The following is a 20,568-nucleotide window of genomic DNA, read 5'->3' as shown; positions in this document are numbered from 1 at the left end:
ATGACGGATTCCGACGTACGCCGCACCCCCCGTGTCACCGCCAGCGATGTGCTGGCGGCCCAGGCGCGGCTGCGTCGCTATCTCGAGGTCACGCCGCTGCACTACGCCGAGCGCTTCGGTTGCTGGCTGAAACTGGAAAACCTGCAGCGCACCGGCTCCTACAAGGTGCGTGGCGCATTGAACGCGCTGCTGGCCGCGCGCGAACGCGGTGACGACCGCATGGTCATCACCGCCTCGGCCGGCAACCACGCCCAGGGCCTGGCCTGGGCCGCCTACCGGCTGGGCGTGCCGGCGATCACGGTGATGCCGAAGACCGCTCCGGACACCAAGGTCGCCGGCGTCGCGCACTGGGGCGCAACCGTGCGCCTGCACGGCGAGACCTACGACGAAGCCAAGGCCTTCGCTGCCGAACTGGCCGCGCAGAACGGCTTCCGTCTGCTGCCGGCGTTCGATGATGTCGACGTGATCGCCGGCCAGGGCACGGTGGGGCTGGAGATCGCATCGCGTCTGACCCCGGACGTGGTCATCGTGCCGATCGGTGGCGGCGGCCTGGCCTCGGGCGTTGCGCTGGCGCTGAAATCGCAAGGGGTGCGCATCATCGGCGCGCAGGTCGAGGGCGTGGACGCGATGGCGCGGGTGCTGCGCGGCGACGACAGTCCGTTCGATCCCGCCGCCACGCTGGCCGATGGTGTGCGGGTCAAGGACGCCGGCCACATCACCCGCGACCTGCTGGCGGACCTGCTCGACGATATCGTCATCGTCCGCGAGGCCGAGTTGCGCGAGACGCTGGTGCGCCTCGCGTTGGAAGAACACGTGATCGCCGAAGGCGCCGGCGCGCTGGCGCTGGCCGCCGGGCGCCGTGTGGCCGGCAAGCGCAAGGTCGCCGTGGTGTCGGGCGGAAACGTCGATGCCGGCGTGCTGGCGCGGCTGCTGTCGGACGTGCGTCCGCGCCCGCCGCGCAAGCCGCGTCGCCGCGTGCGCGACTCCGAGGCCACGCGCGTGCCGGCGTCGGTCGTGCCGGTGGCGGTGCCGCGCCGGCGCAACGATCTCCCCCCGCGCACCTCGTCGGCAGCGGCCGGCGGTGAGCCGCGACTTCGGTCGCCGACACCGCCTTCCCGCACGACCGACCGCACGCCGCACCGCATTCCCGAGGACGTTCCCGCATGAGTTCACCCGACACCATCCGAATCTTTGACACCACCCTGCGCGACGGCGAGCAATCGCCCGGCTGCAGCATGTCGCCGCAGCAGAAAGTGGTGATGGCGCGTGCGCTCGATGCGCTGGGCGTCGACATCATCGAAACCGGCTTTCCTGCCAGCTCAGAATCCGATCGCGAGGCCGCGCGCCTGATCGCACGCGAGGTGCGCCGCCCCACGCTGGCGGTGCTGTCGCGCTGCCTGCCGGCCGACATCGAGGCCTCGGTGCGCGCGCTCGAGGGCACCGCGAATCCGCGTCTGCACGTGTTCGTCTCCACCAGCCCGCTGCACCGTGAGCACAAGCTGCGCATGAGCCGCGAGCAGGTGCTGGACATGACCGCGAGCAGCGTCGCCCACGCGCGCCGGCTGGTGGACGACGTGGAGTTTTCGACCGAGGACGGCACCCGCACCGAGGAGGATTTTCTCGTCGAGGTGATCACCGCGGCGATCGCCAATGGCGCGACCACGATCAACGTGCCCGACACGCTCGGCTACACCACGCCCGACGAGATGCGCGCATTGTTCCAGCGGCTGATCGCGACGGTTCCCGGCGCACGCGACGTGGTGTTCAGCGCGCACTGCCACAACGACCTGGGCCTGGCCGTCGCCAATTCTCTGGCCGCGATCGAAGGCGGTGCGCGTCAGGTCGAGTGCACGGTCAACGGCATCGGCGAGCGCGCCGGCAACTGCGCCGTCGAGGAACTGGCGATGGCGCTGAAGGTCCGGCAGGCGTTCTACCAGCTCGACACCGCGCTCGACACCCGCCTGCTGGTGCCCACCTCCCAGCTGCTGCGCCGCCTGACCGGCATGGGCGTGCAGCGCAACAAGGCGATCGTCGGCGAGAACGCATTCGCCCACGAATCGGGCATCCACCAGCACGGCATGCTGCGGCATCGGGGCACCTACGAAATCATGAATCCGTCGGATGTCGGCTGGCCCGATTCGAAACTCGTGCTCGGCCGGCACAGCGGTCGCGCGGCGGTCTCGCACCGGCTGCGCGCGCTGGGCTACACGCTGGAGGACGACCAGATCGACCCGATTTTTTCGGCGTTCAAGGCGCTGTGCGAGCAGCAGCGCGTGGTCGACGACGACGACCTCGAAGCGCTGATGCACGGCGATGTCGACGGCCAGGGTTGGCGTCTGGCATCGATGACCGTCAGCGATCGTGGCCAGCGCGCCAGCGCGCAGGTCGAACTGTCGGATCCTGCCGGCAACACGGTCAGCGAGAGCGCGCTGGGCGACGGGCCGGTCGATGCGCTGTTCGCAGCGCTGGCCGCGGCCACCGGTGTCGAGCTGGCACTGGACAGCTACCAGGTGCACAGCGTCGGTATCGGTCGCGATGCGCGCGGCGAAGCCAACCTCAGCGTCCGCCACGACGACGGCACCGGCGCGAGCGACGCCTACGACGGCACCGGCACCAGCCGCGACATCATTGAAGCGAGTGCGCTCGCCTGGCTCGACGTCGCCAACCGCATCCTGCGACGCCGCGCCGACGCCGCGCCCGGCACGCAGCGGGCGGCGGCGCATGCCTGATCGGCCGCTTCGATATGCCGGTGCGCGAGTACGTACGCGCCGGACCGCATCCCTCTGTAGGAGCGCGCTCGCGCGCGAGTGCGCTCCACAGGTCACGCCCCATCGCGCGCGAGCGCGCTCCTACACACGACCCGCATCCAGATGACCACCACTCCACCGAAAACCCTGTTCGACAAACTGTGGGACGCCCACGTGGTCGTGCCCGAAAGCGACGCCGCGCCGGCGATGCTGTACATCGACCTGCACCTGATCCACGAGGTCACCTCGCCGCAGGCCTTCACCGCGCTGCGCGAGCGCGGCCTCGCGCCGCGTCGCCCGGACCGCACCAAGGCGACGATGGACCACTCCACGCCCACGCTGCCCGCCGACGCCGACGGCCGTCTTCCGTACGCGAACGAGGCGGCGCGCGCACAGGTCGACATGCTGGCCGCGAACTGCGCCGAGTTCGGCATCGAATTGTTCGACATGGCCTCGGACCAGCGCGGCATCGTGCACGTCATCGCCCCCGAGCAGGGCTTCACGCTGCCTGGCATGACCATCGTCTGCGGCGACAGCCACACGTCGACCCACGGCGCGTTCGGCGCGCTGGCCTTCGGCATCGGCACCAGCGAGGTCGGCAACGTGCTGGCCACGCAATGCCTGCTGCAGCGCAAGGCGAAGACGATGGCGATCACCGTCGACGGCGCGCTGGCCCCCGGCGTCGGCGCGAAGGACGTGATCCTGCATGCGATCGGTGTCATCGGCGTCAACGGCGGCACCGGCCACGTCATCGAGTACCGCGGCTCGACCATCGACGCGATGGACATGGAGCAGCGCATGACCCTGTGCAACATGTCGATCGAAGCCGGCGCGCGCGCGGGCATGGTGGCGCCCGATGCCACCACATTCGACTGGATCGCGCGCACGCCGCGCGGCCCGAAGGGGGCCGAGTTCGACGCTGCCGTCGCGCACTGGCGCAGGCTGCGCAGCGACGCCGGCGCGCGCTTCGACGTCGAGGTCCACATCGATGCGGCCGACATCCGCCCCACGCTGACCTGGGGCACGCACCCGGGGACCGCGATCGGCGTCGACGTGCCGATTCCCGCGGCCGCCGACGTCGCCGCGCAGAAGGGTCTCGACTACATGCAGCTGCGCGCCGGCGACACCCTGGCCGGCACGCGCGTCGACGTCGTGTTCGTCGGCTCGTGCACCAACGGTCGGCTCGGCGACATGCGCGAGGTGGCGCAGGTGCTGCGTGACCGGCGCGTCGCGTCGCATGTGCGCATGCTCGTCGTGCCGGGCTCGGAGATCGTCAAGCGCGCGGCCGAGGCCGAAGGCATCGACACCATCGTGCGCGCGGCCGGCGCCGAGTGGCGCGAGCCCGGGTGCTCGATGTGCATCGCGATGAACGGCGATCTGGTCGCGCCGGGCCAGCTCGCCGTCAGCACCAGCAACCGCAATTTCGAAGGCCGACAGGGGCCGGGCTCGCGCACGCTGCTGGCCTCGCCAATGACGGCGGCGTGGGCCGCGATCCGCGGTGTTGTTGCTGATCCGCGCGAGCTGTCCGACGACCGCAGGGAGGTGGCGTGATGGCGATCTTCAATGGTCACCCGTCGACCGGCGCTTTGGATGCGCGCGAGGATGCGATCCACTGCACACAGGATCGCAGCGCGAGACTGCTGACAGCGCAGGAGTGGGGCCGGGTTTCCGTATCCGCAGGGACGACGGACGTGGTCAGCGCGAAGTGCCCGGTGCGAGGCCCCTCCGGTGACGCGTTCCACCGCGTGGCGTCACCCCGCCTGGAGCGCTGCGCATGACCGCTTTCACCTCCATCGTCTCGGCCAGCGTGGTGCTGCGCGAGACCAATATCGACACCGACCAGATCATTCCCGCGCGCTTCCTGTCGACCACCGAGCGTCAGGGGCTGGGCCGCTACGCGTTCAACGACTGGCGCTGGCGCGAGGACGGCGCGCCGAATCCGGCGTTCGCGTTCAACCAGGCGCACAACGCCGGGCGCGAGATCCTGATCGCCGGGCGCAACTTCGGTTGCGGCTCGTCGCGCGAACATGCGCCCTGGGCGCTGCGCGACCTGGGCCTGCGCGCGATCGTCAGCAGCGAGATCGCCGACATCTTCCGGGGCAACGCACTGAAGAACGGCCTGCTGCCGATCGTGCTGCCCGAGGCCGATGTGGAGGCGCTGATGGCGCGGCCCGACGACGTGCTCGAGATCGACATCGTCGCCCGTGAACTGCGCACGCCGGGCGGCACCGTCCACGCCTTCCCGCTCGACGCGTTCGCGCGCACCTGCCTGCTCGAAGGCGTCGACGAAATGGGTTATCTGCTGGCGCGCGGCGCCGACATCCAACGCTACGAGGAACGCCACCATGCACGCTGACATCGTCGTATTGCCGGGCGACGGCATCGGCCCCGAGGTCACCGCCGCCGCCGTCGACGTGCTGCAGGCGGTCGCGCGACGCTACAGCCACCGGTTCACGCTGCACGAGCACCTGATCGGCGGCGCCGCGATCGACGCCACCGGCACGCCGCTGCCCGATGCCACGCTCGCCGCGGCGCGCGATGCCGATGCGGTGCTGCTGGGCGCCGTGGGCGGGCCGAAATGGTCCGATCCGAATGCCGCCGTCCGGCCCGAACAGGGCCTGCTGGCGATCCGCAAGGCCCTGGGCCTGTACGCCAACCTGCGCCCGACCCGCCCGCACAGTGCCGCCATCGGCGCCTCGCCGATCAAGCCGCATCTGCTGGCCGGCGTCGACCTGCTGGTCGTGCGCGAGCTCACCGGTGGCATCTACTTCGGCGAGCGCACGCGCACCGAAACGTCCGCCAGCGACCTGTGCTCCTACACCGTCGCCGAGATTGAGCGCGTCGTGCGCCGGGCCTGCCTGCTGGCGCGCGGCCGCCGCGGCCACGTGACCTCGGTCGACAAGGCCAACGTGCTGGAAACCTCGCGACTGTGGCGCGACGTCGCCACGCGCATCGCCCGCGACGAATTCCCGGACATCACGCTGGAACACCAGCTGGTCGACTCGATGGCGATGCATCTGCTGTCCAAGCCGCGCGCATTCGACGTCATCGTGACCGAGAACATGTTCGGCGACATCCTCACCGACGAGGCCTCGATGCTGGCCGGCTCGCTGGGCCTGCTGCCGTCGGCGTCGCTCGGTGATGGCAGCGTGGGAATGTACGAGCCGATCCACGGCTCCGCGCCCGACATCGCCGGCCAGGGCATCGCCAATCCCTACGGCACGATCCTCAGTGCGGCCTTGTTGCTGCGCTACTCGCTGGGGCTGTCGATGGAGGCGGGCTGCATCGAGCAGGCGGTCGATTCCGCGCTGGAGGACGGCGTGTTCAGCGCGGACCTCGCGGCCGGCGGCGACGCACGCTCGACACGCGAGGTCACGGCTGCGGTGCTGGAGCGGATCGAGACGACCTGCCAGGTCGCCGAGCTGCGGGATTGAGTGCCATGACCGCAGCCGCGCCGGGCTCCGCTGTTCCGCTGACCGCTTCAGTGCAGGTCGCGTCCGGCCGGGACCACCGGCGCATCGTCGCTCCCGCGCAGGCAGCGCGTCCGGACCGTGCGGAAGACGGGTCTGTCCGCGTCTTCGCTCTCGGGAACGTCTGCGTGCGTCCGCTCCTGCGCGTCATTCCTGCGAAAGCGGATGATTTTGTTTCAAGGGCCGAACGGCTGTTTAATCCAGTGCGTTCTGCTTCAATCGCTTAAGAGCGCAGGAATCGCGCCTTTGCGGAGACCACGGGCGTGTTCAAAACGCCCAGACTGCGCTCACCGCTAGACGTGTCGCCGATCACCCGCGCCCACCGCCCCGAGTGTCCGAATGCCCGACTACCGCTCCAGAACCTCCACCTTCGGCCGCAACATGGCCGGCGCCCGCGCCCTGTGGCGCGCGACCGGCATGACCGATGGTGACTTCTACAAGCCCATCGTCGCGGTCGCCAACTCGTTCACCCAGTTCGTGCCCGGCCACGTACACCTCAAGGACATGGGCCAGCTGGTGGCGCGCGAGATCGAGCGCGTCGGCGGTGTGGCCAAGGAGTTCAACACCATCGCCGTCGATGACGGCATCGCGATGGGCCACGACGGCATGCTGTATTCGCTGCCGAGCCGCGAGCTGATCGCCGACGCCGTGGAGTACATGGTCAACGCGCACTGCGCCGACGCGCTGGTGTGCATTTCCAACTGCGACAAGATCACGCCCGGTATGCTGATGGCGGCGCTGCGGCTCAACGTGCCGGTGGTGTTCGTCTCCGGCGGCCCGATGGAAGCGGGCAAGACCCGGCTCGCGAATGGCGACGCGGGGCGCAAGCTCGATCTCGTCGACGCGATGGTGCTGGCGGCGGACCCGGGCGCGAGCGACGAACAGGTCGCCGCCGTCGAACGCAGTGCCTGCCCGACCTGCGGCTCGTGTTCGGGCATGTTCACCGCGAATTCGATGAACTGCCTGACCGAGGCGCTGGGCCTGTCGCTGCCCGGCAATGGCACGCTGCTGGCGACGCATGCCGATCGCGAACAGCTGTTCCTGCGCGCTGGCCGCACCGTGGTCGAACTCTGCCACCGCTGGTACGGCGCCGAAGATCCGGCCGCGCTGCCGCGTGGCATCGCCACGTTCGAGGCATTCGAGAATGCGATGACGCTCGACATCGCGATGGGCGGTTCGACCAATACGATCCTGCACCTGCTGGCGGCCGCGCAGGAAGCGGAGGTCGACTTCACGATGGCCGATATCGACCGCCTCTCGCGCCGCGTGCCGCAGCTGTGCAAGGTGGCGCCGAACTCGCCCGACTACCACGTCGAGGACGTGCACCGCGCCGGCGGCATTCCGGCGATCCTGGGCGCGCTCGCGCGTGGCGGCCTGCTGCACACCGGTGTGGCGACCGTGCACGCGCGCACGCTGGCCGACGCGATCGCCGCCTGGGACATCGATGCGACCGACGACGCCGCGGTGCACACCTTCTTCCGCGCCGGCCCGGCCGGCATCCCGACGCAGACCGCCTTCAGCCAGGCGACCCGCTGGGACAGCCTCGACGCCGATCGCGCGTGCGGCTGCATCCGCGACGTCGCGAACGCCTACTCGGCCGAAGGCGGCCTCGCCGTGCTCACCGGCAACCTCGCCGCCGACGGCTGCGTGGTCAAGACCGCCGGTGTGGAGGCGGCGATCCACGTCTTCGAGGGCCCGGCGCGCGTCTTCGAAAGCCAGGAGGACGCCGTCGCCGGCATCCTCGACGACGTCGTGCAGCCGGGCGAGGTGGTCGTGATCCGCTACGAAGGCCCCAAGGGCGGCCCCGGCATGCAGGAGATGCTGTATCCGACCAGCTATCTGAAATCCAAGGGCCTGGGGGCGCAATGCGCGTTGCTGACCGATGGCCGCTTTTCCGGCGGCACGTCCGGCCTGTCGATCGGGCATGTGTCACCCGAAGCGGCGGCGGGCGGCGCGATTGCGTTGGTGCGCGACGGCGACCGCATTCGCATCGACATTCCGGCGCGCTCGATCGTGCTGCTGGTCGACGACGCGGAACTCGCCGCACGCCACGACGCACAGCAAGCGCGCGGCTGGAAACCCGAACGCGTGCGTCCGCGTCGGATCAGCACCGCGCTGAAGGCCTATGCGCTGCTCGCCACCAGCGCCGACAAGGGCGCGGTGCGCGACCGCGCGCTGCTGGGCGACTGAGCGCAAGATCGCCCGGCGGGCTCAACGCCCCCGGCAGCGAGCAGCCTGTCCAGCGGGCTCGCGACCGTGGACGCACCGCGGCCAAGCACATGGGTATAGATCTGCGTTGTTGCGACATCCTTGTGCCCAAGCAGTTCCTGCACCGTGCGAATGTCGTGCCCCGCTTCGAGCAGATGCGTGGCGAACGAATGCCGCAATGTGTGGCAGGTGGCGGGCTTGAGAATTCCGGCGCGCACGCGCGCCCGCTTCACCGCCCGCTGCAGGACTTCTTCCGACACGTGATGCCGGCCGCTGCGCCCGGTGCGCGGGTCGGTCGACAGGCGCGCCGACGGAAACAGGTATTGCCAGCCCGGTTCGAGCTCCGCACCGGGATACTTGCGCGCGAGCGCATGCGGCAGATGGACCCGCCCGCCACCGGAGGCACGATCTGTCGCATGCTGCACGAGCGCATGCTCGCGCTGGCGCTCGAGATCCGGTCGCAGGCTCACCGGCAGCGGAACACGCCGGTCCTTGCCGCCCTTGCCATCGCGCACCGTGATCTCGCCACGCGCGGTATCGAGATCCTTGATCCGCAGCCGCAGGCATTCGAGCAGCCGCATGCCGCTGCCATACAGCAGGCTGCCCATCAGCCAGCACGGTCCTTCAAGGGCGACAAGCAGACGCGCCACTTCCTCTCGCGACAGCACCACCGGCAACCGCCGCGGCCGCCTGGCCCTCACCAGGCCATCCATCCACGGCAGCTCGATCTCCAGCACCTCCCGGTACAGGAAGAGCAAGGCCGCCAGCGCCTGGTTCTGGGTGCCCGCGGAGACGTGACCCTCGGTAGCAAGCCCGGTCAGGAACGCCTCGACCTCGGTTTGCGCCATCTCACGCGGGTGACGCCGCCCGTTGGCGATCACGAAGCGCCGGATCCAGGCCACATAGGCCTGCTCGGTGCGCACGCTGTAGTGCTTCACCCGTAGGCGTGCGCGCACCTGGTCCAGTAAACGCGGCCGCTGCCCATCCGTTACGCCCTCGTTTCCGCCGGTGTAACTCATACGCCCGCCTTTTCGTCGGATAACGCAGGCAGCCTCCGCCCTACGGGAACGCCCGATGAATCCGCCAACGTGTTGATGCAGCGTAGGAATTTCCCCTCTTCCCGCCACGCCGTCGATATCCGATACTCGGTGCAACGCCGCGTTTTAGCGGTCCAATAGTTGTTAGGCACCTATGGAAGCAATTACGCACGCCTTTCAATCGCTCAGCTACTTGATCGAGGTATTCAGCCTCCTGATCGCAGTGGCAGGGTTCTACATCGCCTTCCGAGGGTACAAGGCTGCCGGAGCAATGATTGGGGTGGGTTCTGGGCTCCATGCTCTCGGGTACTTCTTGCTTATGCATGGGGGCCCGCAGAGTCAGCCCACCCCGCTCAAGTCCCTTCTGATTAGCGCCATGTACCCTGGCCTTCTCCTGCTCACCGTCGGTATTTGCTATTTGGCGCTCGCGCTTCAAAGGAGACGGGCGGTGCCTAACAATTCATTCAAGCCGAACCCGCTTCGCGGGTCGGCTTAATTCAGGCGTTAGCCGCCTATGGACATTCCTCCAGAGCCGAAAGAATTTCAGACTCTCTGCGGACGTATAGGCTTGGCGGTGATGTTCGGGCAAAAAGTGCAGTACGCCTTGGCTGGCTACTTTGCGCTTCACATGCGATTGCACGGTGGTGCTTCTGTTGAAGACGCTAAGGCACAGTTCGGGCGGCACCTTCAGGTAGCAATGGGCAACGTCATTGGTGACATCGAGCGTAGGGCACCGCTTCCGGACGACCTTTGGCAAAAGGTCAAGGCGTTTCAGGCCGAGCGCAACTGGCTTATCCATGACTTCGATCAGGAGGCAACTCCTGCTCTAATGCGCGGGGAGCAGTTCACTCGTTACATCGAAAGGATGCAATCAATCGCGACCCTTGGCCACGAAATTATGCAAGCTCTCAACGATGAAGGAGAGGCTCTTGGGCAAGGCGCCTAACAATTCATTCAAGCCGACGCCACTTCGTGGCGCGGCTTAATTCAAGCGTTAGACCTGCAGGGAGAGAAAGATGGGGGCTTGGGGAAATGGGTCATTTGATAACGACGATGCTGCTGACTTCCTTGCAGACGTCACTGACGGTTCCGATCTCGCGTTAGTTCGTGAGATCTTCGCTACCGTTCTAGGTGCTGAGGAGTACCTTGAAGCACCAGACGCCAGCCAAGCTATTGCCGCTGCGGAAATCGTAGCGGCGGCAGTTGGTCGGCCAACCCCTGCGGCCCAGGAAGAAGAGGAGCTATCTGAATGGCTTGCTCGGGTCAGTCCAGCCGCTGATCCAGACTTGATAAAACAAGCCGTGCAAGTCTTGGATCGAATCGTTGGTGAGAACTCTGAGCTTCGAGAGCTATGGGAGGAGACGGATGAGCTCTCAGATTGGGAAGCAACTGTTGCGGCCCTGCGATCGAAGCTGCAGGTCTAACAATTCATTCAAGCCGACGCCGCTTCGCGGCGCGGCTTAATTCAAGCGTTAGGCGCTACAAACGTGACAGAGCAGCCCTTCAGTCTCCATGACGCGACGCTGGTTTCGGCGCGGCTCGATTGGGCGTCGGGCACCTGTTGGCTGGACTTTGCGGGCTCGCCCACACATCCGGAGCCATTCCATCTACGCTTCGAGAATGTGGAGCAATTGGTCATGCCTCGGCAGGCGCCATGGGGGCCGTCCGTGTCGGTCCTGGAGCTAAGAGAGCCACAAACGGGCCGCTACGAGCTCGAGATGCAGTCAGGGGACACAATCGTGGTCGTAGCGCCTAACAATTCGTCCAAGCCGACGCCGCTTCGCGGCGCGGCTTAACTCAGGTGTTAGGGCCCATGAAAAGCATCCTCGCGGCCGTGGTACTCATCTCAGGCCAGGCTGTCGAGCGCGATGAGCACCCATCAACCGTGTGGGGCGAGGAAAAGAGCGTCGTGTCCTGCTCCCCGGCCACGCTCTCCGCGAGCGGAAAATTAGTACTTAGTCTCGCGCCAGACCATGGCCGAGAGTTGGCTGTACGGCGCGTCTCGGACAACACCTGGTATTTCCTCGTTGTTGGTCTGCCACCGACGGGCGTGCCACAGCTAATGACGCCTGAGGATTTCGCTATCGCCAAACGCGTTGAAGTTCCGGCAACGTTTGAGACAAGAGCTTGGGGCGCTTGGGCACCGCTCGAGCGTGTGTTCAACCGTCCTGGCGCGTATGAAGCTTACGTCTCGAACAACTTGGAGTCAGAAGATGGTGGCTACAGGTGTAGCTTTTACTACATGGGCATGAGCCCTAACAATTCATTCAAGCCGACGCCCCTTCGCGGCGCGGCTTAATTCAGGTGTTAGGCGGCTATGAACGCACTCGAAGTCTTTGGCCCGAGCATGACCGTCATCCTGATTGCCGTGGCGATTGGCTATTTCCTGCTGTCATTTGCTCCGGTCATATGGCCGGCCTTTGTCGCGTACAGGCATCGCTCTTGGTTTCCTCGCCCGGTTGTCTTTGCTCTTGTCGCGCTGCACTCTCGTACGGTGTCTTCTCGTTTTTCGCGTTTGCTGTTCTTCTCCCCGTTGAGCTGTACGGGATCTTCATAGCGCCGTCCTTGGAATCTTCTGGTGTTGCTACCGGAGCAAGCATTCTTTCATTGTCCGGTTTCTTCGCAGATTACTGGTGGGTACTCATTCCGCCGACCCAGTTGGCTATCACATGGCTCGTCACAGGACAGGTCGGGCGTCGCTGGGTGCACATCTGCGCAGCGCCGCCTCACAATTCATTCAAGCCGACGCCTCTTCGCGGCGCGGCTTAATTCAGGCGTTAGGGGGCTGGTGTGAGGTTCTTGTGGCTCATGCTTCTTTCAGCAGCGCTTGTCTGCTCCGCATGCACGTCTCGTCCAACAGTAGATGCTGCCCAATGCATGGCCCAAGGCGGTAAGGTTCAAGGTGTCGGCATGTTCGCAGCACCGGCATGCGTTTTTCCGTACGCGGACGCTAACAAGGCGTGTTCGGACAGCTCCGACTGCTTGGGCATGTGCAAGGCCGCTCCATATGCTGTCATCGGTGCTGCTGGTACTGGCACGTGCCAGCGCAATACGCATGACGTTTACGGGTGCTACAACGAGGTCAAAGCCGGGGTCGTTGTCGGTGGGATGTGCTGGGACTAGCCGTGACGCCCCCTAACAATTCATTCAAGCCGACGCGGCTTCGCGGCGCGGCTTAATTCAGGCGTTAGGCCTCATGCCAATCGATCTTGCAAGCTTCTGGGCAGAGAACTACTACAATCATCCACGGCTCACAGATGAGATGGTCGCCGTTGCCGAGTCACGCTTGGAGGTGCGGCTACCCACCGAGTTCCTTGCTCTACTTCAACGTCAGAACGGTGGATACACAGCGGGATTTGCACACCCGATGGCCCAGCCTACAAGTTGGGCCAAGGGCCATGTCCCGCTGCACGATCTGTTTGGGATCGTCACTGAGCCAGAGCATGAGACTGCCCAGAACCTCTTGAGCACCGAGTACATGACGCAAGAGTGGGGGCTTCCACCCAAGCAAGTTCTGCTGTCTGGTGACGGTCACTATTGGATCACGCTCGACTATCGGGCTGGAGACTCTCCATCGGTTGCGTGGATAGACGCTGAGTGCGATGAAGACATGCAAATTGCCCCGTCCTTCGCGGCGTTCCTCGCGGGCCTGGTGCCGGACACCACGTATGAGGCCTAACAATTCATTCAAGCCGACGCCGCTTCGCAGCGCGGCTTAATTCAGGCGTTAGGCCCTATGAATCCACGTGACCTCCTGACCAGCGCCCTGACCCTTCGATGGTCTGCTGGAACTCAAACCCTTGAGTTCATGCATGGAGATCTCCAGCAGTTCCCCCAGCCGCTGCTGCAAATTCGGGCGATGACTCTTGACGCTATGTCGTTTGATGACGCGTCGAAGTTCATTGGTGAGACAGTAGTGTTGTTGGTGCCGGAGCTCCGCGACAGGTACGTCGACCCGTTATCGGGAGAGCGCCGTGACGTCGCTGATGCCTAACAATTCATTCAAGCCGAACCCGCTTCGCGGGTCGGCTTAATTCAGGCGTTAGGGCTCACATGTCGATTGTCGAGCATCCCACCAGTCTCACTCCAGAAGAGTTTGAGCTCGCTGTAAAGGGCATTCTGGATGCTGCCGCTGGGACACTACTCAACTACGAGTCGAGGCACCTCGATGCACTCGCTGCCTCGGATGGAGAGTACGTCTTTGACGTAACAGCGCGGTTTGAGGCCTTAGGCGCAGGTTTCTTGGTGCTAGTCGAGTGCAAGCACCATCGGCGTAAAGTCGAACGACAAGATGTGCAAGTGCTTCACTCCAAGCTGCAGTCGGTTGGGGCTCAAAAGGGCATGCTTTTCTCTACGGCCGGGTTCCAGTCGGGCGCAATCGAGTATGCCGACGCACATGGAATCGCACTTATTCAAATAAAAGATGGCGGCTCCTCGTGGCTCACGCGGAGCACCGGCGCTCCAACGCCGCCGCCTCCTTGGGTTCGTATTCCCAAGTACGTTGGCTGGTGGCACAACGGATCGTCGATTTGCCTCATCTCCGAGGATCACGTCGAGTACACTCGCCGGGCACTGGGGCTTCCCGGTAGTGAGCCCTAACAATTCATTCAAGCCGAACCCGCTTCGCGGGTCGGCTTAATTCAGGTGTTAGAGCGCATCCAAAGTGTTTTGCAGACGGATCCTTTACATTCAAGTCTTCCCGCATCACTTCATGGGCCGCGTGGTCGGTGAGGACAAGAGGGCGCGTCGTGATTGTTACGCACTCGACAATTCGCGCGGAGATCCTGACTTCTTGCAGGTCCGCGAGACATTGCGGTCCTTAGTCGAGGAGCTGGCGCCTGGGTTCTCACTTCGCAAGCCCACTGCTCTTTTGCATTTCATCCCCGAGCACTATCAGCCGACGCAGAGTCAACTGGAGCTGTTCAAGAAGACCGCGGAGCGCTCGGGCATAGGGTCATGCTGGCTCTCCAAATGGGAGACGCCCAATACGGACAGGGAGCTCGAAAATGTATTCCGTGTGCTCTAACAAATCGTTCAAGCCGAACCCGCTTCGCGGGTCGGCTTAACTCAGGCGTTAGGCGTCTGAACATGATCTTGGGCAATTTGAGGACGAGCACATGACTCCCCCACTACAGAATTGCAGAGTTGACGTTCGCATCAAGCTAGCGCTTCTGTGGGTCTCCACAATGTTCTGCTTCATTTATGGCGACTACTTTGAGCTCTACACGCCCTATAAGCTCACCGCCATGCTCGACGGCCGGATTGGGCCTCTGGGCGACGTAACTCAGGGCAAGCTGCTTGGCACCTCAATCATGATGACCGCCCCAAGCCTAATGGCAGCTTTCTCGGTACTGTCAACGCCCGCCCTATGCAGGTGGGTCAATATTGTAGTTGCCACCATCTTCGTAGCAATAACCGTTCTGGTTATCCAAGGAGCATGGATCTTCTATGTGTACTTCGGCATCGTCGAGATCCTGCTCCTCCTGTCCATCATTTGGCTCGCGTGGAAGTGGCCGCGGTCAGACGCCTAACAATTCATTCAAGCCGACGCCGCTTCGCGGCGCGGCTTAATTCAGGTGTTAGGCGTCATGGACATTTGCACCCCGCACCCCAGGCTCTACTTCGACGCGAATTCGCAGTTGGCGGAGCGCTCGTATGCGCTGGTGCAAGGTACGCTGGATGATCTCGCTGCGCTCGGTCTTGATCCCGCAGCGGCGTGCGGCTTGCGCTTCACCTTCGTGCAAGAGGAGCTTCGGGAGTCGGAGGAGCTAGACGCGCTCATGTTCAACGGCACCATTTCCCACAGCCCGTCTTTCGGGCACTTCGCCCTGGCGGATGAGGGAGGCGCCCTTTGGCTGTCAGAGTTCCGCAGCCGTGACGCCTAACCATTCATTCAAGCCGACGCCACTTCGTGGCGCGGCTTAATTCAAGCGTTAGGTGGCGGGATGAGCATCTTCGACATCTGGAAATCCAAGAGGCCAAGGCCGATCGATCGAGTCGAGCTCGACAAACTCGGGCCTGTCGTCTGGTCAGATGATGATGAGTCTTGGCGAGGTAGTGTTGACGGAATCTCATTCTTCATCGGGATTGATGATTCCTCCGATTACCCGATTCAGCCTCTCATTGATTACACTGAGTCTGCGCTGCTCAACGACTGGCTTCGAGATGGCGTAAGCGCCGCGAAAGACAAGTACGTTGCCCAGCATCCTCAATTCGCTGATGAGTTGGCCGACTTGTCGATTGAATCAGTGCACGTCTATCTGCGCAAAGGTTTGCGGCATCTAAATTGTCATCTAGGGTATGGCGAAAACGACCGTTTCTGGGCTCTAGATTTCATTGACTCTCGTTGCACAGGCATGGGGTTCGACACGTGAGTCCGCCGCCTAACAATTCATTCAAGCCGACGCCGCTTCGTGGCGCGGCTTAATTCAGGCGTTAGGCTGCTAGGAAAGATCATCGTATGCCTGAAGAATCTCAGAGCCAGAACTGGAAGCTTGAGCTCCGATATGGTCGGATGGTCACGCCATACAAGCACTTCACCGCAATAGCGGATGGTATCGCTGGCGAACTGCAAGATGGGTTCGAGTGCCGCCCAGGACCAGCGGTCATGTCAATCAAGACTTGGGCGGCTGACGCCGACGAATCAGCTCATATGGCCCGCATCATCGGGCAACAAATCGGCTTCTCAGCTACCGGCGAAATTGAGATCTACGAGACTGAGGCTGAACAGCCTCCGGGCGAGAATCCGCACGGCTACGACATTAACTTTGTTCCGTACAACGAGGATTGAGCAATGAGTGCGCAGCCTAACAATTCATTCAAGCCGACGCCGCTTCGCGGCGCGGCTTAACTCAGCGTTAGGCGGCAAAGGGGGTTCCGGTGAACCGGGAAAAGGTCTGGGAAGCGACGTCCTACGCTTGGACCGAGATCGGCTTGGACAGCGACGACTTCGCGCGCTTCGCTCGAGAAGCGCAACTATCACCCGAGGAGAGGCCGGCGCTCGCACATGCAGTGTTCTGGCAGGTCTGCGGCGCCTTCGCACTGGAGACGGTATTTGCTCTCTTGCTCATGGGCGTCACGCTCCCGGACTGGTTCTTTCCTGACCCACAGCAGAAGGTTGCGCGCTGGCTGCGGCGGCCCTTGCTACTGTCGCTTCTCAATCCGCTGTGGCTCGTCGGCTATCCACTCTCGTGCCTGTTCGCGTTCCGCTATTGGTATCGTCTTCGCAAGGCGTCCGCAATGTTGTCGCGTGCCGCCTAACAATTCGTCCAAGCCGACGCCGCTTCGCGGCGCGGCTTAACTCAGGTGTTAAGCCTCATGCGAACCACTCTCGCTCTTCTGATATTCCTTCTTGCGCTCCCGGCTTGGTGCAGCGAGATACCGTCCTCTGAGCTGAGCATTGGGGGTGTTGTGTCAGGCGACACGAAAGCAAGGGTGCTTCGCCTCCTGGGCGAGCCTTCGCGCCGAGTCGATACTGGCGAAGGTATCGAGCTCCAGTACCCCGGCCTTGTCGCTACGGTAGGCTGGCTTGAGCAACGGGATGCGGGGGTGCAACGGCGCGTTTGGGCGCTCCGCGGTACCGGCCCGAAGGCTTGCACGCCGCGCGGCCTGTGCCCGGGCATGCCGGCCTCGGAAGTGAGTCGGCTGTATGGCCCTTCTGTACCAGTCCAAAGAGAGACAGGCACCTTCGTCGAGTACCAGCCAGCGGGTCTCAGCTGCTGGCTGCAAATTTCAGCGCCAGCCAGTACCGTTGAGGCCGTGGCCGTGGCATGCCAGCCATGAGGCCTAACAGTTCATTCAAGCCGAAGCCGCTACGCGGCTCGGCTTAATTCAGGCGTTAGGACGCAAGGGAACTAGCGTGGCAGCTTCGAGCAACAAGCTACTGATCGCCGGCGGCGTGCTGAGTGGCATGGCGGCCCTGGCACATCTGGCGTGCCTGGTGGTTGGCGCGCCACTCTTTCGCCTCTTGGGCGCCGGAGAGCAGATCGCGCAACTACACGCTGCAGGTCACTGGTACCCCACCGTGATGACGCTCGGTATCGCCGCTGTATTGGCAATCTGGGCTGCGTATGCACTCTCAGCTGGTGGCGTGATTCGGCATCTGCCGCTTCGCCGCACAGTTCTTTCTGCCATCACAGCCATCTACATCGTTCGCGGTGTGGCGTTCGTTCCGGTCATGGCCTACTTTCCGGGCAACAGCATCACCTTCTGGGTCGTGAGCTCATCGATCTGCCTGGCCATTGGTCTGGTGCACCTTGTGGGGTTGCGCCAGTCGTGGGGCAGGCTGGGTAGGCTTGCGGCCTAACAATTCATTCAAGCCGACGCCGCTTCGCGGCGCGGCTTAATTCGAGCGTAGGCCGCTTGTTGGAAAGTTGATGGGATCTCTAGAATTCATCTCTGCCGCATTCTTTCTCTCTGGATTGGCAAACTTCGGTCTGCGGTTTGCTGTCATCCGGTTTCTTCATCGCACCAGCCAGTTCCAGGCTGCTGATTCCCCTCGCACGTTGCTCTACTCAGATTTGCTGCCGTTGCGTGCTGCAACTCTCCCACGGCAGTCCGGGGCGGATCGCGCATTGACACTCGCTTACCTTTCTACTTGGGTGTTCTTTGTTGTCTTTGGCATCCTCATGGTCGTACTGCTAGTTCGCGGGCCACAATCGGCCTAACAGTTCATTCAAGCCGACGCCGCTTCGCGGCGCGGCTTAACTCAGGTGTTAGGCGCCGCGGGAGGCCTATGCAGCAATCGATGAAATTTGCAGATGCATTGCACGCTCGCCCCGAGCCGTCCGGAATTGATATCGCGTGCGGCCTGAAGCACTTCGCAATCATCACGTACGCATTCGACCCCTTGCGGTTTGCCGGCGTGATGCCTGATCGATTCAAGCTCGACACTGTCGGAATTGACGGGCAAGAGCGAGCACTCCTGTCAGTCGTACCGTTTATTGATGTGGACTTCACCTCAGCGGTCTTTCCTTTTCCATCCTTCGAGATGGGCCAAACCAACTACCGCATCTACATCATCGACCGAGAGACCGGCGAGAAGTGTGTCTGGTTCCTTGGTACCACACTCGACTCATGGACTCGGCTGATTCCTCACGCGGTTTGGAAGCTGCCTTGGTATGGCGGTCGGGTCGAGTTCGATGCGCACGCCGATTCCACCGGAATGTATGGGAAGTACTCGATGCGTACGCGTTCGCAATGGGCTCCGGCGTCAGTGGAACTCAAGAGCAAGCCACATCTTGATGAAATCGCGGGGTTCCCTGATCGGGAAACCGCGCTGGTGTACCTCACCCATCCTTTGCGCGGGTTCTATCACCGCCGTGACGGTCGGCTGGGCACGTATCACGTGTGGCACGACCGCCTCAACGTCCACATGGGCCACCTCGTTACCGCCAACTTCGGCCTACTGGACCGACTAGGGCTGGTACGGCTGGATGAGCAACAGAATCCGCATAGCGTTCTCCTAGACCCGTTGGCACATTTCACGATCTACTTGCCCCCAAGGGTCATTCCGGCAGCGCCTAACAATTCGTCCAAGCCGACACCGCTTCGCGGTGCGGCTTAACTCAGGTGTTAGAGCCCACTGATGGCGACTGGCAAATTCCTGTACAACTCACCATGCGACTTGGCTATCCGCAGGCGTGGGTTTTGGCCGTACGTGGTGCTGTATGGAGTAGTTTTTCTTCTTGTTGCTGTCTTTGCACTTCCAGCGCCGTTTCAGCTACCGCTAGTGGCACATCACGAGCGCATAGCTAGCGCATCGGCTTGGGCTTTTATAGGTTCTTACCCATTGTTTCATGCGCTTATGAAACCACGCACCTTTCAAACTTACGACAAGCTAGTCAGTAAATTTGTTTGCGCCGCACTTGGCATTGTTCTCCTCTGCTTCCTAGGGTTCTTCTTCCAGTTTACTTTGCCGGAGAATCCTGGTACTCGCACTGGCCGCGCGCTTTTCTCCAGCTTCTTTGTTGCGGCGACCTTCCTATTCGCCGCAAGCCTCACGGCTTCGTTAGCTTTATTCTTACTCATCGAGCCAATACGTGGCCGACTTGCACGTGGGCTCTAACAATTCATTCAAGCCGACGCCGCTTCGCGGCGCGGCTTAACTCAGGTGTTAGGCGCTTGAACGAGCATCCGCTGCTTTCGCTACTAGAAGTCACCGGGACTCTTCGAGAGCCGGCGCTAGAGCGCGAGCGGGCGGCGCGGGGCTGGTCCGTGGAGCGCATGTGCAACGAACTAGCCGTAGCAATTGCCGAGAGCTACATGGCCGGCTCGCTCGGTTTTGAGGCCGCGGACACGGCCATGAACTGGCTATGGCCCTATGGCTTCAATGCAGGCGGCCAGTACCTACCTGAGCCGTGCAACGAGATCTATCTCGCTTTCGATGCTGGCGAATGGAAGCGAAGTAGCGATCCAGCGGAGCTGGATCCAGAGCAGGCGTACACTCGCCCGAGGCTCTTGAAGATATTGGCTCGTGGCTACTCGGCAAGTGCCTAACAATTCGTCCAAGCCGACGCCGCTTCGCGGCGCGGCTTAACTCAGGTGTTAGGCCGCTCAATGACTGTCATTGTGATTTATGGGTTCACTGGAAAGTACTCTGGCAACGCGGAGTACACATGGAATCATCCGGAAGTCGGTGCAACTCATAAGTGCATGCTGTTTTTCCGCCAAGGCGCTGACTCGAATGAGTACCTGGCTGCCGTCGCAGAGTGCCGCAGGTACGGTTTCACGGAAATTGAGAACATGAGGTATGGCAAGCTTCAGGTCGAAGTTCTCAATACAGACTTGTACAGAGGTTTCGCCGGCTTCTACGAAGAAGCGCTGCAAGAGGGCAGCACTCTTCTGTTCTACCCAAACAAGGACGCGAGTGGCGCCGCGGCCTAACAATTCATTCAATCCGACGCCACTTCGTGGCGCGGCTTAATTCAAGCGCTAGGCAGCAGACCAAGCATATGCCGCACTTCACTGTCATTCTTTCTGGCCGGGGGATCGACCTACCATTTGATGATGCTCCCGTAGTTGGCTTCTTCACTACCAAGCGGGTCCGTGCTCCTGATCTATCAAGCGCGGAGGCATTGGCCAAAGTTCTTGTCTTGTCTGACTGGC

General features: G+C 63.1%; 23 protein-coding genes. 21 read left to right on the top strand and 2 right to left on the bottom strand.

All coding sequences use genetic code 11. From position 1 onward, the window contains the following. The 7 genes from H0E82_RS11840 (at position 1) to ilvD (ending at position 8,407) form a co-directional block, all read left to right on the top strand. Entirely contained in the window at positions 1 to 1,167 is a 1,167-nt protein-coding gene (locus tag H0E82_RS11840) for a threonine dehydratase (protein WP_180545670.1), read from the top strand. Beyond that, entirely contained in the window at positions 1,164 to 2,729 is a 1,566-nt protein-coding gene (locus tag H0E82_RS11835) for a 2-isopropylmalate synthase (protein ID WP_180545669.1), read from the top strand. The genes H0E82_RS11840 and H0E82_RS11835 overlap by 4 nt, the downstream gene beginning before the upstream one ends. Before the next feature lie 141 nt (positions 2,730 to 2,870). Further along, positions 2,871 to 4,298, top strand: coding sequence for a 3-isopropylmalate dehydratase large subunit (gene leuC / locus H0E82_RS11830; protein ID WP_180545668.1), 1,428 nt, complete (start codon positions 2,871 to 2,873; stop codon positions 4,296 to 4,298). Then, a complete protein-coding gene (locus tag H0E82_RS11825) occupies positions 4,298 to 4,525 on the top strand; it encodes a hypothetical protein (RefSeq protein WP_180545667.1) in 228 nt (75 codons plus the stop codon). The genes leuC and H0E82_RS11825 overlap by 1 nt, the downstream gene beginning before the upstream one ends. Continuing rightward, positions 4,522 to 5,103, top strand: a complete 582-nt coding sequence (gene leuD, locus H0E82_RS11820; RefSeq protein WP_180545666.1) for a 3-isopropylmalate dehydratase small subunit — start codon at positions 4,522 to 4,524, stop codon at positions 5,101 to 5,103. The genes H0E82_RS11825 and leuD overlap by 4 nt, the downstream gene beginning before the upstream one ends. Next, positions 5,093 to 6,181, top strand: a complete 1,089-nt coding sequence (leuB, locus tag H0E82_RS11815; protein WP_180545665.1) for a 3-isopropylmalate dehydrogenase — start codon at positions 5,093 to 5,095, stop codon at positions 6,179 to 6,181. Before leuD ends, leuB begins: the two co-directional genes overlap by 11 nt. A gap of 375 nt (positions 6,182 to 6,556) precedes the next feature. Continuing rightward, positions 6,557 to 8,407, top strand: coding sequence for a dihydroxy-acid dehydratase (gene ilvD, locus H0E82_RS11810; protein WP_180545664.1), 1,851 nt, complete (start codon positions 6,557 to 6,559; stop codon positions 8,405 to 8,407). On the opposite strand, the gene H0E82_RS11805 is transcribed toward ilvD, so the two are convergent. Continuing rightward, entirely contained in the window at positions 8,341 to 9,444 is a 1,104-nt protein-coding gene (locus tag H0E82_RS11805) for an integron integrase (RefSeq protein WP_180545663.1), read from the bottom strand. The two genes, ilvD and H0E82_RS11805, sit on opposite strands and share 67 nt — an antisense overlap. 532 nt (positions 9,445 to 9,976) lie before the next feature. On the opposite strand from H0E82_RS11805, the gene H0E82_RS11800 reads away from it, so the two are divergent. The 14 genes from H0E82_RS11800 to H0E82_RS11735 all read left to right on the top strand — a co-directional run bounded on the left by H0E82_RS11800 (position 9,977) and on the right by H0E82_RS11735 (position 19,959). Further along, the gene (locus H0E82_RS11800; RefSeq protein ID WP_180545662.1) at positions 9,977 to 10,408 is read left to right on the top strand and encodes a hypothetical protein; all 432 of its coding nucleotides are present in this window, start codon (positions 9,977 to 9,979) and stop codon (positions 10,406 to 10,408) included. 70 nt (positions 10,409 to 10,478) lie between these two features. Further along, positions 10,479 to 10,886 (top strand): DUF4259 domain-containing protein, encoded by a 408-nt coding sequence (locus tag H0E82_RS11795; RefSeq protein ID WP_180545661.1) that lies wholly within the window; start codon positions 10,479 to 10,481, stop codon positions 10,884 to 10,886. A 389-nt stretch (positions 10,887 to 11,275) separates the two neighbouring features. Next, a complete protein-coding gene (locus H0E82_RS11790; RefSeq protein ID WP_180545660.1) occupies positions 11,276 to 11,761 on the top strand; it encodes a hypothetical protein in 486 nt (161 codons plus the stop codon). A gap of 18 nt (positions 11,762 to 11,779) precedes the next feature. Next, on the top strand, positions 11,780 to 12,019 hold the full coding sequence (locus H0E82_RS11785) for a hypothetical protein (RefSeq protein ID WP_180545659.1): 240 nt from the start codon (positions 11,780 to 11,782) through the stop codon (positions 12,017 to 12,019). A 639-nt stretch (positions 12,020 to 12,658) separates the two neighbouring features. Continuing rightward, complete coding sequence (locus tag H0E82_RS11780) at positions 12,659 to 13,141, top strand: SMI1/KNR4 family protein (protein WP_180545658.1); 483 nt, start codon at positions 12,659 to 12,661, stop codon at positions 13,139 to 13,141. Between the two features lie 374 nt (positions 13,142 to 13,515). After that, positions 13,516 to 14,061 carry a restriction endonuclease gene (locus H0E82_RS17105; RefSeq protein WP_180545657.1) on the top strand — a complete coding sequence of 182 codons (546 nt, stop codon included), beginning with the start codon at positions 13,516 to 13,518 and terminating at the stop codon, positions 14,059 to 14,061. A gap of 518 nt (positions 14,062 to 14,579) precedes the next feature. After that, positions 14,580 to 14,993 carry a DUF6326 family protein gene (locus tag H0E82_RS11770; protein WP_180545656.1) on the top strand — a complete coding sequence of 138 codons (414 nt, stop codon included), beginning with the start codon at positions 14,580 to 14,582 and terminating at the stop codon, positions 14,991 to 14,993. A gap of 57 nt (positions 14,994 to 15,050) precedes the next feature. Further along, positions 15,051 to 15,347 (top strand): hypothetical protein, encoded by a 297-nt coding sequence (locus tag H0E82_RS11765; RefSeq protein ID WP_180545655.1) that lies wholly within the window; start codon positions 15,051 to 15,053, stop codon positions 15,345 to 15,347. A gap of 60 nt (positions 15,348 to 15,407) precedes the next feature. Continuing rightward, positions 15,408 to 15,836, top strand: coding sequence for a hypothetical protein (locus H0E82_RS11760; RefSeq protein ID WP_180545654.1), 429 nt, complete (start codon positions 15,408 to 15,410; stop codon positions 15,834 to 15,836). Positions 15,837 to 15,922: 86 nt separating this feature from the next. Continuing rightward, positions 15,923 to 16,252, top strand: coding sequence for a hypothetical protein (locus H0E82_RS11755; protein ID WP_180545653.1), 330 nt, complete (start codon positions 15,923 to 15,925; stop codon positions 16,250 to 16,252). 89 nt (positions 16,253 to 16,341) lie between these two features. Beyond that, positions 16,342 to 16,722 carry a hypothetical protein gene (locus H0E82_RS11750; protein WP_180545652.1) on the top strand — a complete coding sequence of 127 codons (381 nt, stop codon included), beginning with the start codon at positions 16,342 to 16,344 and terminating at the stop codon, positions 16,720 to 16,722. A gap of 598 nt (positions 16,723 to 17,320) precedes the next feature. Beyond that, entirely contained in the window at positions 17,321 to 17,767 is a 447-nt protein-coding gene (locus H0E82_RS11745) for a hypothetical protein (RefSeq protein WP_180545651.1), read from the top strand. Positions 17,768 to 18,208: 441 nt separating this feature from the next. After that, a complete protein-coding gene (locus H0E82_RS11740; RefSeq protein ID WP_219338527.1) occupies positions 18,209 to 19,027 on the top strand; it encodes a DUF2071 domain-containing protein in 819 nt (272 codons plus the stop codon). 557 nt (positions 19,028 to 19,584) lie between these two features. After that, entirely contained in the window at positions 19,585 to 19,959 is a 375-nt protein-coding gene (locus H0E82_RS11735) for a hypothetical protein (RefSeq protein WP_180545649.1), read from the top strand. A 57-nt stretch (positions 19,960 to 20,016) separates the two neighbouring features. Here H0E82_RS11735 and H0E82_RS11730 read toward each other — a convergent pair whose 3' ends face one another. Beyond that, positions 20,017 to 20,358 (bottom strand): hypothetical protein, encoded by a 342-nt coding sequence (locus H0E82_RS11730; RefSeq protein ID WP_180545648.1) that lies wholly within the window; start codon positions 20,356 to 20,358, stop codon positions 20,017 to 20,019. Between the last annotated feature and the right edge of the window lie 210 nt (positions 20,359 to 20,568).

Origin of the sequence: Luteimonas deserti, assembly GCF_013425765.1 — a bacterium.
GTDB lineage: Bacteria > Pseudomonadota > Gammaproteobacteria > Xanthomonadales > Xanthomonadaceae > Luteimonas > Luteimonas deserti.
This window is presented reverse-complemented; position numbering and strand designations above follow the sequence as displayed.

Excerpts from the sequence above, each read along its gene's own strand:
- H0E82_RS11840 (WP_180545670.1), top strand. The coding sequence starts at position 1 with ATGACGGATTCCGACGTACGCCGCACCCCCCGTGTCACCGCCAGCGAT.
- H0E82_RS11835 (WP_180545669.1), top strand. The coding sequence starts at position 1,164 with ATGAGTTCACCCGACACCATCCGAATCTTTGACACCACCCTGCGCGAC.
- leuC (WP_180545668.1), top strand. The coding sequence starts at position 2,871 with ATGACCACCACTCCACCGAAAACCCTGTTCGACAAACTGTGGGACGCC.
- H0E82_RS11825 (WP_180545667.1), top strand. The coding sequence starts at position 4,298 with ATGGCGATCTTCAATGGTCACCCGTCGACCGGCGCTTTGGATGCGCGC.
- leuD (WP_180545666.1), top strand. The coding sequence starts at position 4,522 with ATGACCGCTTTCACCTCCATCGTCTCGGCCAGCGTGGTGCTGCGCGAG.
- leuB (WP_180545665.1), top strand. The coding sequence starts at position 5,093 with ATGCACGCTGACATCGTCGTATTGCCGGGCGACGGCATCGGCCCCGAG.
- ilvD (WP_180545664.1), top strand. The coding sequence starts at position 6,557 with ATGCCCGACTACCGCTCCAGAACCTCCACCTTCGGCCGCAACATGGCC.
- H0E82_RS11805 (WP_180545663.1), bottom strand. The coding sequence starts at position 9,444 with ATGAGTTACACCGGCGGAAACGAGGGCGTAACGGATGGGCAGCGGCCG.
- H0E82_RS11800 (WP_180545662.1), top strand. The coding sequence starts at position 9,977 with ATGGACATTCCTCCAGAGCCGAAAGAATTTCAGACTCTCTGCGGACGT.
- H0E82_RS11795 (WP_180545661.1), top strand. The coding sequence starts at position 10,479 with ATGGGGGCTTGGGGAAATGGGTCATTTGATAACGACGATGCTGCTGAC.
- H0E82_RS11790 (WP_180545660.1), top strand. The coding sequence starts at position 11,276 with ATGAAAAGCATCCTCGCGGCCGTGGTACTCATCTCAGGCCAGGCTGTC.
- H0E82_RS11785 (WP_180545659.1), top strand. The coding sequence starts at position 11,780 with ATGAACGCACTCGAAGTCTTTGGCCCGAGCATGACCGTCATCCTGATT.
- H0E82_RS11780 (WP_180545658.1), top strand. The coding sequence starts at position 12,659 with ATGCCAATCGATCTTGCAAGCTTCTGGGCAGAGAACTACTACAATCAT.
- H0E82_RS17105 (WP_180545657.1), top strand. The coding sequence starts at position 13,516 with ATGTCGATTGTCGAGCATCCCACCAGTCTCACTCCAGAAGAGTTTGAG.
- H0E82_RS11770 (WP_180545656.1), top strand. The coding sequence starts at position 14,580 with ATGACTCCCCCACTACAGAATTGCAGAGTTGACGTTCGCATCAAGCTA.
- H0E82_RS11765 (WP_180545655.1), top strand. The coding sequence starts at position 15,051 with ATGGACATTTGCACCCCGCACCCCAGGCTCTACTTCGACGCGAATTCG.
- H0E82_RS11760 (WP_180545654.1), top strand. The coding sequence starts at position 15,408 with ATGAGCATCTTCGACATCTGGAAATCCAAGAGGCCAAGGCCGATCGAT.
- H0E82_RS11755 (WP_180545653.1), top strand. The coding sequence starts at position 15,923 with ATGCCTGAAGAATCTCAGAGCCAGAACTGGAAGCTTGAGCTCCGATAT.
- H0E82_RS11740 (WP_219338527.1), top strand. The coding sequence starts at position 18,209 with ATGAAATTTGCAGATGCATTGCACGCTCGCCCCGAGCCGTCCGGAATT.